This window comes from Nitrincola sp. A-D6 (genome assembly GCF_000764495.1).
Lineage (GTDB): Bacteria > Pseudomonadota > Gammaproteobacteria > Pseudomonadales > Balneatricaceae > Nitrincola.
Genome location: NZ_JRLB01000031.1, coordinates 1 through 12,277, shown reverse-complemented (window position 1 = coordinate 12,277; position 12,277 = coordinate 1). Strand labels below are relative to the sequence as shown.

Annotated in this window: 14 protein-coding genes and 1 pseudogene; 6 read left to right on the top strand and 9 right to left on the bottom strand. The window is 49.8% G+C overall.

The window, feature by feature from the left end; genetic code table 11:
- Positions 1 to 11: 11 nt before the first annotated feature.
- From coaE to rluF, 6 genes and pseudogenes are all read left to right on the top strand, one after another.
- On the top strand, positions 12 to 620 hold the full coding sequence (coaE, locus tag LH51_RS06105) for a dephospho-CoA kinase (protein WP_036520745.1): 609 nt from the start codon (positions 12 to 14) through the stop codon (positions 618 to 620).
- Positions 621 to 635: 15 nt separating this feature from the next.
- A complete protein-coding gene (locus tag LH51_RS06100; protein WP_036520734.1) occupies positions 636 to 842 on the top strand; it encodes a DNA gyrase inhibitor YacG in 207 nt (68 codons plus the stop codon).
- A gap of 24 nt (positions 843 to 866) precedes the next feature.
- Positions 867 to 1,738: pseudogene (gene galU, locus LH51_RS06095) on the top strand (UTP--glucose-1-phosphate uridylyltransferase GalU).
- 54 nt (positions 1,739 to 1,792) lie between these two features.
- Positions 1,793 to 3,232, top strand: coding sequence for a cardiolipin synthase (cls, locus tag LH51_RS06090; protein ID WP_036520732.1), 1,440 nt, complete (start codon positions 1,793 to 1,795; stop codon positions 3,230 to 3,232).
- Positions 3,233 to 3,906: 674 nt separating this feature from the next.
- Positions 3,907 to 4,116 (top strand): cold-shock protein, encoded by a 210-nt coding sequence (locus tag LH51_RS06085; RefSeq protein ID WP_036520797.1) that lies wholly within the window; start codon positions 3,907 to 3,909, stop codon positions 4,114 to 4,116.
- A 145-nt stretch (positions 4,117 to 4,261) separates the two neighbouring features.
- Positions 4,262 to 5,287 (top strand): 23S rRNA pseudouridine(2604) synthase RluF, encoded by a 1,026-nt coding sequence (gene rluF / locus LH51_RS06080; protein WP_052063495.1) that lies wholly within the window; start codon positions 4,262 to 4,264, stop codon positions 5,285 to 5,287.
- A gap of 17 nt (positions 5,288 to 5,304) precedes the next feature.
- Here the strand turns inward: rluF and LH51_RS22290 are convergent, their stop codons facing one another.
- The 9 genes from LH51_RS22290 to LH51_RS20760 all read right to left on the bottom strand — a co-directional run.
- Positions 5,305 to 5,889 carry a glycerol-3-phosphate dehydrogenase C-terminal domain-containing protein gene (locus LH51_RS22290; RefSeq protein ID WP_235263565.1) on the bottom strand — a complete coding sequence of 195 codons (585 nt, stop codon included), beginning with the start codon at positions 5,887 to 5,889 and terminating at the stop codon, positions 5,305 to 5,307.
- 32 nt (positions 5,890 to 5,921) lie between these two features.
- Positions 5,922 to 6,800, bottom strand: coding sequence for a glycerol-3-phosphate dehydrogenase (gene glpD / locus LH51_RS22285; RefSeq protein ID WP_235263564.1), 879 nt, complete (start codon positions 6,798 to 6,800; stop codon positions 5,922 to 5,924).
- Positions 6,801 to 6,863: 63 nt separating this feature from the next.
- Complete coding sequence (locus tag LH51_RS06070; protein WP_036520730.1) at positions 6,864 to 7,595, bottom strand: glycerophosphoryl diester phosphodiesterase; 732 nt, start codon at positions 7,593 to 7,595, stop codon at positions 6,864 to 6,866.
- Between the two features lie 38 nt (positions 7,596 to 7,633).
- Positions 7,634 to 8,134: an ABC transporter permease gene (locus LH51_RS22280; RefSeq protein ID WP_235263563.1), complete on the bottom strand. Its 501-nt coding sequence runs from the start codon at positions 8,132 to 8,134 to the stop codon at positions 7,634 to 7,636.
- Entirely contained in the window at positions 8,128 to 8,376 is a 249-nt protein-coding gene (locus LH51_RS22275) for an ABC transporter permease (protein WP_235263562.1), read from the bottom strand. Before LH51_RS22275 ends, LH51_RS22280 begins: the two co-directional genes overlap by 7 nt.
- Positions 8,377 to 8,455: 79 nt before the next feature.
- Positions 8,456 to 9,343 (bottom strand): ABC transporter permease, encoded by an 888-nt coding sequence (locus tag LH51_RS06060; protein ID WP_036520728.1) that lies wholly within the window; start codon positions 9,341 to 9,343, stop codon positions 8,456 to 8,458.
- Positions 9,336 to 10,421: an ABC transporter ATP-binding protein gene (locus LH51_RS06055; protein ID WP_036520726.1), complete on the bottom strand. Its 1,086-nt coding sequence runs from the start codon at positions 10,419 to 10,421 to the stop codon at positions 9,336 to 9,338. Before LH51_RS06055 ends, LH51_RS06060 begins: the two co-directional genes overlap by 8 nt.
- 6 nt (positions 10,422 to 10,427) lie before the next feature.
- A complete protein-coding gene (locus tag LH51_RS06050; RefSeq protein ID WP_235263561.1) occupies positions 10,428 to 11,603 on the bottom strand; it encodes an extracellular solute-binding protein in 1,176 nt (391 codons plus the stop codon).
- 228 nt (positions 11,604 to 11,831) lie between these two features.
- On the bottom strand, positions 11,832 to 12,277 hold a 446-nt coding region (locus LH51_RS20760), incomplete at its 5' end, for a hypothetical protein (RefSeq protein WP_052063494.1).

Here is a 12,277-nt window from a genome sequence, read left to right as displayed (position 1 = left end):
TGTTAGACTGTATGTTGACTGTAGGATTAACCGGTGGGATCGGCAGCGGTAAAAGTGCTGCATCCAGACTGTTTGAACAATTGGGCGTCGCCGTGATTGATGCCGACCAGGTGGCTCGTGATGTCGTCGCACCGGATGAACCGGCCCTGATGGCTATTCAAGCCGAATTCGGCAAGGAGGCACTGGATAACACCGGTCAATTGAACCGGCGCTGGCTGCGCCAACAGGTGTTTGATCATCCAGACAAACGCCACTGGCTTGAAGCGCTATTACACCCGTTGATACGTCAGCAAATCCTTGACTGGTTAGCATCCCGGCAGCAGGAAAGTTATGTTATTTTAGCTTCCCCACTACTATTGGAAACCGATCAGCACTTGCTGACACAGGCTGTTATAGTGGTTGATCTGCCCGAAAACCTTCAGCTACAGCGTAGTTGTATGCGTGATGCAATGACGACAGACGCTGCAGGTAAAATTATCGCTGCACAAATGCCCCGGCAGCAACGGGTGGAAAGCGCCGACTATATTCTGGATAATAGCGGTAGCCTGACCAGTCTTGAAGCACAGGTAAACGCGCTTCACCAACAACTTATAACCAGGGCCATTAACCAAAGCACATGATGTACATGGACTATTATGACAAAACGTGAAATCGCCTGCCCACAGTGTGGCAAACCAACACTCTACGCAGCAGAGAATCTTTCGCGCCCCTTTTGCAGTGAACGTTGTCGTTTAATCGATCTGGGTGAATGGGCCAGTGAAAGTTACCAGATACCGGTAGAACCCAGTCTGGATGACTTTTCATCGGCTGATATTGAGCACCCGCCACTCACACGTCATTAAATACTACCCACAAGGAAGCCAAGGATGTTAAGTAAAGTTGTTATTCCCGTAGCCGGACTCGGGACCCGGGTGTTACCTGCCAGTAAAGCTGTTCCCAAGGAAATGCTGACCGTGGTTGACAAGCCGGTAATTCAGCATGTTGTTGAAGAAGCTATTGCCGCAGGCTTTACAGAGATTATTTTGGTTACTCGCAGTGGCAAGCAGGCTATTGAAGATCACTTCGACCATCACTATGAGCTGGAAGCTGAGCTGGCCCGCAAGGGTAAAACCGCGCTGCTGGAAAGTATTCGTGACATTCTACCCGCCGGGGTTGAAGTGATTAGCGTGCGACAACCCAAGGCACTGGGATTGGGACATGCGGTACTCTGCGCCGCGCCGATAGTCGGCAACGAGGATTTTGCGGTGATGTTACCGGATATGCTTATTGATAATGCCGGTCAACAGCGCGATATGTCCTCTATGGCAGCCGCCTGGAAAACTTCCGGACTGGGACAGATCATGGTTGAAGGCGTACCAGAAGACCAGGTACAGCGCTACGGCATCGTCGACTGTGCCGGTGTTGCAGTAAGCCCTGGCGAAAGTGCCGATATCCGCGGCATGGTTGAAAAACCGGATGTTGCCTCCGCGCCATCCAATCTCGCCATTGTAGGACGTTACATTTTACCTGCGCGTATCATGTCTTTGCTCAAGGATACTCAGCCAGGAGCCGGCGACGAAATACAGTTAACTGATGCTCTGCAGACTCTGCTTTCAGAATCTGGCCTCCAAGCTACTCCATGGCAGGTAAACTGTTCGACTGCGGCAACAAAGCTGGACTGTTACAAGCCAATGTAGCCTTTGGCCTGCAACACCCTGAAACAGCTGATGCGCTGCGCGCTTATCTTGACACACTGTAAATGCCAATCCGACCCCGTAGCGGGGTCGGACCCAATTGATAACTTCCTTATGAAATGACTGGTTTATTCGACCTTTTCATAATCCTACTACTAGTCGGAATTCCGCTCGCTCTGTCCTTGGTCTGTTCAACTCACATCCTTTTGACCAAACGTGACAGTCGCGCCAGCATTGCCTGGATGGGACTGGTTTGGCTTGCCCCAGTACTGGGGGCGTTAACCTACCTGCTATTTGGTATCAATCGCCTGCATTCTCGTGCCAATGAATGGAAAAAAAAGCTGGCCGATAACCGCCGTGATAGCCTACAGCCATTTCTACCTGATATGCTCGCACAATGCGTACCTGAACCCATGCAAACCTTGTCGCGACTGGCTGACAAGGTCTCCAATCAACCCCTGCTGGCTGGTAATGCGATTTCACCACTATTCAACGGTGATGAGGCTTATCCACGTATGCTGGCAGCGATTGACTCTGCTGAACACAGCATCACGCTGAGTACGTTTATTCTGCGTAATGACAAACTTGGCAAGCAATTCGTTGATGCGTTGAGTCGAGCGGCCGAACGCCAGGTATCCATTCGCCTGCTGGTGGATTACATGGGCTTTCGCTATTCCTTTCCAACACTGAAAAAACGCCTTAAAAAGGCCGGTCTGCAATATGCTGAATTTATGCCGCCTAACTGGCCGCGTACCTTTCCTTTTCTCAACCTGCGCAACCACCGTAAGCTACTCATCGTAGATGGCCGCACAGGCTTTACCGGTGGCATGAATATCAGCGACCATCACTGCCGTGATAGCCGTCAGTGCATTCCCATTGAAGATATTCACTTTTTAGTTGAAGGCCCCGTCGTAACTGAGTTGCAAAGTATCTTTGCTGAAGACTGGTATTCAAGCACTGGTGAAGAGCTAGAGGGTGCTCTCTGGTTCAGTACCCCAGAAACACCCGGCAGCACCCTCGCTCGCGCAATTGCTGATGGCCCGGATGATCGCTTTAACATGTTGAGACAGCTGATGCTGGGGGCGATAGGGTCAGCGCAAACCCGGATACGCATCATGACTCCCTATTTTGTACCAGATGCCAGCCTGGAAGAAGCCCTGATTACCGCCTCGCTACGGGGCATCCAAATCCAGTTGCTGTTACCCGGACGCAACAACCTTAAACTGGTCGATTGGGCGTGCCGTCACCATCTGCTGGAAATGGTCCGTCAGGGGGTGGAAGTCAGATTCAGCTCAGAGCGTTTTATTCATTCCAAACTGTTTATGCTGGATGAGAGCTGGACACTGTTCGGCTCAGCCAACTGGGATAACCGCAGCCTGGCGTTGAATTTTGAGTGTAATGTGGAGTGTTATGATAACTGGCTGACGCAGCAGTTGAATCAGCATTTTGATACGCAGTTTGCCCAAGCCACACCTGTAACACTGAGTGACCTGCAACAACAATCCCTGCCAATACGCTTGCGTAATGCAGCGGCGGGGTTGTTGTCACCTTATCTTTAGTGCCACGTTGGGTAGTGCCACGCTGGGGTGGTGGTATCGCTTTGGTGTGACGCGCTTTTCGCCATCCCTGGCCGCTCGACTGCCGCCGTCCTGGCGGCAGACGGTCACTCCAAAGCGATACCACCACCCCGCCAAAACCCAGTGCCAGTCCAACTATCGATTGGGACAGAGCAAGCAGCATGGCCACGGCATAGATCGTTGAATTGAGATTCAAACTCTCAGTCTGATAAGAGATTTGCGCAAATACCGATTTGAAACCGTCTGTACGCGGGCACCCAGGTTTGGGAGGGCTGATGGGATCGGATCTGGCTGACCCTGTGCGCCAGGGATGGCGCGCTGGAGCCCACAGGGATGTGTTCATGGCGTGTCAGCCAGATCTGGCCCATTAGCACAGGAGTAAAAGTGGTCTTGGGTTTCATTGTTATGGGCTAATGAAAGATATCGCAACTATCCTTAACTGATAGTGAAATAAAGCTTTGACAACAACAAAATAGGGTGTATACTTAACTTGTTTTTAAAGTAGCTTGTATTTATGCACCATTTCGACGTCCTGCATCATAGTATGACCCTCGTTCTGAAACCATAAGTTCTACATTACTTAAAGCATGACCGAATCCTTATAGCAATTTTGCTTATTGATTCACAATTTATATATTTTGATCGAGATTAATATTATGTCAAACGTCACTACTGGTACAGTTAAATGGTTCAACGAAGCTAAAGGTTTCGGTTTTATTGAACAGCAGTCTGGACCGGACGTCTTCGCCCATTTCAGCGCCATCTCTGGTTCAGGTTTCAAAACCCTGACCGAAGGTCAGCAAGTACAGTTTGCTGTTACTCAGGGCCAGAAAGGTCCTCAGGCGGAAAACATCGTAGCGATCTGAACCCCGAGTTCAGCGACGCTATAAAAAACGGGCCCTAGTGGCCCGTTTTTAGTTATGTACAGGATGTACGGACAGAAAACTGCTCCTGCATTTTCTGCATAGGCGCCGTCCGTGGCGCTATATGCCGTGGGTGCAGGAGCGGTGTATGCTTAGTTGTGTGCCTATTCGGAAGGTTATATGGTTTTTAAAACTATCAACTCGTATCAATAAGTACATCAGCGAAAGTGGTATGTGTTCGCGTCGTGAAGCTGATCGCTATATTGAGCAGGGTAATGTGTTTATTGATGGTAAGCGCGCGACAACCGGAGATCAGGTTTTCCCTGGCAACATCGTCAAGGTGAATGGTCAAACACTCGAGCCCTATGAAGAAGATGACCTGGTGTTTATTGCCCTGAACAAGCCCGTGGGGATTGTCAGTACTACCGAGGCATCAGAAAAGGGCAATATTGTCGATTTTGTGAATCACGGTGTGCGTATTTTTCCGATTGGACGCCTGGATAAGGATTCACAAGGGCTGATTTTCCTGACTAACAATGGTGATATGGTCAATAAGATTCTTCGGGCCAGTAATAATCACGAAAAAGAATACATGGTTACAGTTAACAAGCCGATAACAGATAGCTTTCTACAGGGGATGATGTCTGGTGTACCCATCCTGGGGCAGGTAACCAAAAAATGTAAAATAGAAAAGGTTTCGACCTTTGTCTTTAAAATTATTCTGGTGCAGGGGCTTAATCGCCAGATCCGGCGTATGTGCGAGCATTTTGGCTATCAGGTCACCCGCCTGGAACGTGTACGCATTATGAATGTGTCGTTAAAAGGCCTGGCGCTGGGAGACTGGCGTGATTTAACCAGTGCTGAAATTGACACTATCGCCAAGCTAACCGCCCAGTCAGATACTCAGGCGGCACCGGCATCTAAAAAAACAGCTAAAACGGCTAAAAAAGCGTCCGGTAACTCACGCAAGCCAGTCTCGGCAGGTCAGGCTAAGTCCCGAAGTTCCGGATCTGCGTCCAGTGCCCGAGGACGAAGTGATTCACGCGCTAATCCGAAAAAAGCGGCACGTCCTGGTATCAAGTCGACCTCTGCAAAAAGGACCAGCGCCACAAAAGGAAAGGCCAGATCCGCGTCCAGACCCGTGTCGGCAAAGCCAAAATCTGCAAGACGTTAATCCGTTATAGATTAGAATCACCCTTTACGGTAGGTTTTGACGAATCGTTCCAGGGATTGTGTATCAGTTTCAGACAGGCTGATACCCACTTTAGTGCGACGCCAGATGATATCTTCACAACTCTGTGCCCACTCTTCATCGATCAGGTATTTAACCTCCCGCTCAAATAAATCCCCATAGCGAAGGCCTAAGTCAGTCAGCGAAGCCGCCCCTGCCAGCCAGATTTCACATTGACGTCCATAGGTAAACGCCAGGCGACGTGCTTGTTGCTGATCCAAAAAGGGGTAATGCTTTGTCAGTTCCTGGGCGTAGGCATGCGGCGAACTTACGCCTTCGCCACCCGGTAAGATTGCAGACGCTGTCCAGGCTTCAGCCATAGGAGGCAGGTAGGGTTGCAGCTTGTTGATCACTGTTTCTGCGAGTTTTCGATAGGTAGTAAGCTTGCCGCCGAAGACCGATAACAGCGGCGCCTGATTTGCCTGCAGATCGAGTTCAAGCTGATAATCTCGGGTGATTTTTGTGGCAGACTTACTGGCTTCGTGCTCACCTTGCATCAGTGGACGTACACCGGAGAAGGTCCAGACGATCGCTTCGCGGGTCAAGCTACAAGGAAAATAATCCGTAGTTACCTTGATCAGATAATCAATTTCAGCATCGTCAATTTCTGCAGTACGGGGTCACCGGCATAATCAACATCGGTTGTGCCTATAAGCGAGTAGTCGTCCAGATAGGGAATAATGAAGACAACTCGTCCATCATCATTCTGTAGGATATAGGCGGCTGGATCATCATGAATACGCGGCACAAGCAGATGGCTGCCCTTTACCAGGCGCAGCCGATGCTTATGGCTAACCTCCGGGATTTGCGCTATTACCTGGCTGACCCAAGGGCCCGCTGCATTCACCAGGGTTTTGGCTTTAAATGTTGATACGTCACCCTCAGGTGTTTTTGCTGAAATCAACCAAATACCCTTATGTCGCTTAGCCCCGGTTACCTGGCAGCGTGTAAGGATTGCAGCACCTTTTTGCTCAGCAAGCTTGGCGTTCATTACCACCAGGCGCGCATCGTCTACTCGACAATCACTGTATTCAAAGCCGTGTTTAAATTTGGCTTGCAGGTGGCTATCAGCCGCAAAGCGAATACGTTTGGATCCAGGCAATGAAACCCGTTTACTCAAATGGTCATATAAAAACAACCCGATACTGATCATCCAGGCTGGGCGCATGCCGGGATGATGGGGCATTTTGAATTTGAGTGGCGTTACCAGGTGGGGTGCCATTTTTAATAACACCTCACGCTCGGCCAGTGACTCTTTTACCAAACGAAACTGATAGGTTTCAAGGTAACGCAAGCCACCGTGAATAAGCTTGGAGCTCCAGGATGAGGTACCACTGGCAAGATCAGCAGCTTCCAGCAAAGCCACCGACAATCCACGCCCGGCAGCATCCGCCGCAATACCCACGCCATTGATACCACCACCGATGACGATCAGGTCATGAAGTTTTTCGTTCATGTATTTGTGCTCCAAACAAACTGGCTGGCTAGTTGCTGACTATAGAGTTAACAAAAAAAAGGGTTAACAAAGAAAATAGCTAAAACAGGGTGGGTCATCCGTGAATACGCCATCAACACCCATTGCAAATAACTGCTCTGCTGTCACTTTGTCGTTCACGGTATAAACGTATAAATCCAGGCCGGCTTGTTTAATCGCTGTGGCTTGTGCGTTGGTTAAAGTGCTATGGTCCAGGTGCACACTGACCGCATTAAGTTGAGCCACGGTTGTTTGCCAGTCACTCGGTAACGCTTCCCATAGCTGGCCGAGTTGCCAGTCTGGTTTATGCTGTCGAATCAATGTCAGTACCTGTGTATCGAAACAGGAAATAATCAGGCGATCAAACGCCTTCCAGTGACGTTCAAGAGAAGCGATAACCGGCATAACAATCTGTTTCGGCGTGAAGTCGGGGTAGCATTTAATTTCCAGATTCAGGCCTAGCTGATCCCGATCCAGCTGTATCAGCATCTGATCCAGGGTGGGGATAGGCTCACCTTGGAAAGTTTGCGAAAAATGGCTGCCAGCATCCAGCCCGGCTATATCCCTGATGCCCAGATCCATCAGTTTGCCCCGGCCATTGGTCAGGCGTTCAAGGCGGTCATCATGAAATACCACCACCGTCCCATCGCCCAACAGGTTCGCATCTATTTCCACCCAGTCGACGCCCAATTTTTTAGTCAGTGCCATAGCACCCAGTGTATTTTCGGGTGCGAGTAAGGAACAGCCGCGGTGGGCGATTATACGACTAGCGAGCATAGTGATTCCTGCAGGTAGACTATTAAATTATTAAGGCTTCAGTCAGCTTGTTCAATTTGTACTGCTCTTAGTTCAGCGCTTTTTACTTCGTGTCGACGCCTTAGCTCATAGGCCGCTGCGAGCAGGATGGTAATGACGATCAGAACGAGTCCCAGCGCGTTAACAGCCGGGGTCAGGCCGGTTCTGACTTTTGACGCGATATACACCGTGAGCGTTGTGTCATGACCTTTGACGAATAGCGTTGTATTGTAGTTTTCAAAGGACTGTAAAAAAGCGATGACACCTGCCGAGAGTATGGCGGGCATCAGATAGGGCAGAGTGATGCGTCTGAATACCTGCAGGTGAGTGGCACCAAGGCTGAATGCCGCGTTCTCCAGGGTGCGGTCAAAACGCTGCATACGCGCCAGGATCATCAGCATGACATAGGCCGCGATAAAGGTGGTTTGCGCAATGATAGTGAGCAAAATACCGCCACTGACACCCATGCTGCGCCAGAAAATCAGTGTTGAAATACCAATGATGACCCCGGGTGTCAGCAAGGGGATAGCATCAAACCATAAATGAAGTTCTTGCCGCCACCCCGGTAGGTGGATAGAAACAGCGCGCAGGCTACCCCGATAGGTACGGCGATCACCAGAACGCCGGCAGCAATCATGGCGCTATTGCTCAGTGCCTGCCACATACCGGAATCCTGCCAAAGCTCCTCAAACCACTTAAGTGTAGTACCGCGCCAGGGTGATATGGTGGGAAAGCGGCTGTCATTAAATGTGGCCGCCGACATGATAATCAGGGGGTGAAGAGGTAAAGAAAAAACAGGGTGATATAGAAGCGGATACCCCATTTCAGGATGCTATTGGACGTCATCGTGCAATATCTCCCAGCCCAACCCTAAACAGGCGCATCACCAGCACAATAAAACCGATACAGAGCAGCAGCAAAATAAACGCATAGGCCGCCCCCTGGTTCCAGTCACCGCCTTCAAAAAACCAGTTGTAAATAATTTGCGTGAACCATCGGCTTCCGGGTGAGCCCAGAAGTGCCGGTACAGCATAGCTACCAGCAGAGAGCATGAATACCATAATACAACCCGTAGCAATACCGGGTTTGGCGTGTGGAATGACAATGCGGTAATGGGTTCTGATCCAGCCTGAACCCAGGTTTCTGGCCGCTTTGATCTGATTGCCATCCAGGCTTTCTATGGCATTGTAAAGCGGGAACACCATGAACAAAATGTAGGCATAGACCATACCGATAATGACACCAGCATCACCGGATAAAAAGCGTATGGGGCGATCAATCAAGTCAAGACTGAGTAGCATGGCATTTAATGGGCCACGATAGGAGAGAATGATATACCAGGAAAACGTACGCAGGATTTCATTGATCCAGAACGGAATAATGAGCAGGAGAACACAGAGTGCTGCTTGTCGGGGCGTAGCCACCTTGGCCAGATAAAATGCAAGCGGGTAGCAGAGCATCAGGGTACAGACGGTAACCAGTACACTTGACCAGATGGTTTTAAAGAAAATGCTCTGATGGATCTGGTTATCAAGCAAGGTCGCGTAGTTGCTCAGGGTGTAGTTATCATCGGGTCCGCCTAGCTGACTTGGGGGCAGGTTGGGACTGAATGAATAATCGATCATCAGGATCTGCGGCAGGATAACCAGCATCACCAGCCAGAGTAGCATCAGTAGCAGGATGCCGAAGGTAATCAGGGGGCCGAAGCGTTGTGAAAGTTGTTTATACATCGCTTTTTGCCGCCATGATAATGGCATCCTGACTATTAAAGCCAAAGATAACCTGGTTGCCAATGGACAGGTCGCCTATATTCACATCACTGAGCAGCTGCGCACGGATACGGCTTTGAGCATTGATCGGTGTGGCCTCCATCATCAGGTAGGCTCCTTCAAAACTTAGTTCCTGTACCTGTGCGGTGAAGCAGTTTTCGCTGATTGTGGTTCGACGGTTAAGGAGCTCGGGGCGGATAAACAGCAGGGCGTTTTCACCAACAGACAGTTCATGCACGCTGATTCCTGACAACAGGCCCAAATCACCACAATCCAGGTTAACCCGATTGGCATCTATACTGATTACCTTACCCTCTATGCGGTTGTTCTCACCCACAAATGACGCCGTAAAGGGGGTTGCTGGTGCACGATACAGGGTGACAGGATCAGCTACTTGCTGCAGCTTGCCGGCAGACATGACGCCAACCCGGTCAGACATGGTCAGTGCTTCGCCCTGGTCATGGGTAATATAAATAAAGGTGATCCCTGTTTTACGCTGGATCGCTTTCAATTCAGTGCGCATATGCTGGCGTAACTTGAGATCCAGTGCGGAGAGGGGCTCGTCCAGCAGCAGTACTCTGGGCTCAACCGCTAACGCGCGTGCGATAGCAATGCGCTGCTTCTGACCACCAGAGAGGTCAGCGATGCGTTTATCGCGACATTCCGGCAGGGCAACCAGATTAAGCAGGCGATCAGAGGTTTTTTTGCGTTCGGCTTTTTTAATACCGCGGACCTCAAGACCAAACTCAATATTTTCTGCAACAGTCATGAGCGGAAAAAGCGCAAGGTTCTGAAAGATCATTGAGGTGGGACGTTTGTTGGCCGGTATGTGGTGCATATTTTCACCACCAATATGAATACAACCTTCAGTTGGATCAAGGAAGCCACTAATCATGTTCAGTAGTGTGGTTTTGCCGCAGCCGGATGGGCCCAGAAAGCTGAAAAATTCGCCAGATTCGATTTTCAGATCGGTGGTTTGAACCGCTACAAAGTCATCAAATTGCATCATGACATTATCAAGGTGAACACTACTATCCATAAAGTCTCACAGTGAGTCAGTGCACATGACCGCTATCGGGTCATGTGTCAGAGAGATCAGATTTGCATCAGGCGGAGAGGTAACGATCCTGATATTCATTGCGTAGCGCAACGTACCAAGCTCCTGAATGGGCCACCACCACAGATTATTTAAATCCTGTTCGGTGTAAGAGTCCAGGAAAAACTGCTTGGTTTCTTCCGGCAGTAAATCGGATGCACCTTTGGAGGTAGAGTTATATCCTGTAGCCTTAACGAACATGGCGCCAGCTTCAGGGGTGTAATACCAGTTAATGAATTCGTATACAGCATCCACATTGTTGGCATTTTTAGGAATGACAAAGCCCTCCATCCACGCCATGGCACCTTCTTTAGGTGCCGCATAACCCATGGGTTCGCCTTCTTTAATCAGGTTGAACGCAGTGCTGTCCCAGGTTTGGCCGATCACAGCACCATTAGCCAGGAAGGCACCTTGCGCTTCGTTTTCAGTTGACCAGAACTGCGCAATCATGTGTTTGTGTTCAGTGGCCACTTTCAGAATAACATCAAAGTTGGCGCGCATGGCTTGTTCGCTTTTGTAGGAGTCCAGCAGTGGGAAGGGGAGCTTGCCTGCTTTTTCCAGCCACAGGCCAATGCCGACCAGTGCCGAGTGCCCACGAACTGTTACGCCATCACCATGCTCAGGTGTCCACAGATCACCGTAACTTAGATTGTTACGATCAATATTGGTCAGCTCCTTGTTGTAGCAGATGGCTTCAGTACCCCAGTCGGAGGGCGCAAAGTAGCGCTTTCCATCTATAACACCACCGACTTCCGAGCCTGCAATAGCACTGTCCAGAGCACCATCCCAGTTGATGCGGCTGGTATCCAGTGGTTGCACCAGATCATATTCAATATAACCTGGAACCCGGTCAACCGTCGGCATGATGATATCAAAGCCAGTGCCATCGGTAGCACGCAGCGAATTCATCAACTCATCGTTAGTGCCGTAGGGGGTAAAGGTCGCATTAATACCGGTCTTTTGCTTAAAGTCGGCGAGCATCTCGTCGGTAATATATCCAGCCCAGGCATAAATGCGCAGCTCTTTCGAAGCGGCCAGGGTGGAGTTAATAAAAAACGGGGTAGCCGCTGCTAAGGTACCGGCAGCAGCCGCACCTTTTAAAAATTGGCGTCTAGAGACTGTCATGGCGAGTTCCTGATGTTAGTTAAGCGTAGAGTTATCCATCAAGACTAGATCATATTTAACTAAAGTGAAGTTTTTGTTAAATAACGGGCACAAATGAGAATTGAATGATCAGTATTTTGATTTTAAAGGCTGGGGATTGGAGCGATTAAGAAAGAGGGGAGAGAGGAGCAGGGTCCTCGGCGATAAATTCGCACGAAGACCTCCAGCTCCTACTGAATATCAATAAGATCAGGCTTTGTCAGCAGGCTTGGCGGCTGGCTTTGCAGGAGCTGCTTCTTGCTTGGCAGCAGGAGTAGCTGCCGCTGCTGGTTTTGCAGCTGGTTTTGCTGCCGGTGCAGCCGGTTTTGCAGCTGGGGCTGCTGCCTTGCGTGCAGTAGCCGGTTTGGCTGCTGGCTTGCTGGCAGGTTTGGCTGCTGCAGCTGGCTTGCTGGCCGCTTTTGGCTTGGTTTGGGTGTTGCCCGGAATTAGTTTAGACAGATCAAATTTACTCAGATCAAACTGTTTTAACTCTGACATAAAGGGAACATCACCCAGCTCTGACATGCTTTTTTCAACGATGTCGGTGATTTTGTCTTTAGCGTCTGTCAGAGTTGCCAGTTCTTTTTCAGCAACATCGGTAAATTTGGAGTCCAGTGTTTTCAGAAATTCCACTTGAAGCTTAACGGCTTCTTTAG

Excerpts from the sequence above, each read along its gene's own strand:
- LH51_RS06055 (WP_036520726.1), bottom strand. The coding sequence starts at position 10,421 with ATGGATAGTAGTGTTCACCTTGATAATGTCATGATGCAATTTGATGAC.
- LH51_RS06100 (WP_036520734.1), top strand. The coding sequence starts at position 636 with ATGACAAAACGTGAAATCGCCTGCCCACAGTGTGGCAAACCAACACTC.
- LH51_RS22275 (WP_235263562.1), bottom strand. The coding sequence starts at position 8,376 with ATGTCGGCGGCCACATTTAATGACAGCCGCTTTCCCACCATATCACCC.
- LH51_RS06050 (WP_235263561.1), bottom strand. The coding sequence starts at position 11,603 with ATGACAGTCTCTAGACGCCAATTTTTAAAAGGTGCGGCTGCTGCCGGT.
- LH51_RS06060 (WP_036520728.1), bottom strand. The coding sequence starts at position 9,343 with ATGTATAAACAACTTTCACAACGCTTCGGCCCCCTGATTACCTTCGGC.
- LH51_RS06085 (WP_036520797.1), top strand. The coding sequence starts at position 3,907 with ATGTCAAACGTCACTACTGGTACAGTTAAATGGTTCAACGAAGCTAAA.
- rluF (WP_052063495.1), top strand. The coding sequence starts at position 4,262 with ATGCTTAGTTGTGTGCCTATTCGGAAGGTTATATGGTTTTTAAAACTA.
- glpD (WP_235263564.1), bottom strand. The coding sequence starts at position 6,800 with ATGAACGAAAAACTTCATGACCTGATCGTCATCGGTGGTGGTATCAAT.
- coaE (WP_036520745.1), top strand. The coding sequence starts at position 12 with ATGTTGACTGTAGGATTAACCGGTGGGATCGGCAGCGGTAAAAGTGCT.
- cls (WP_036520732.1), top strand. The coding sequence starts at position 1,793 with ATGACTGGTTTATTCGACCTTTTCATAATCCTACTACTAGTCGGAATT.
- LH51_RS06070 (WP_036520730.1), bottom strand. The coding sequence starts at position 7,595 with ATGCTCGCTAGTCGTATAATCGCCCACCGCGGCTGTTCCTTACTCGCA.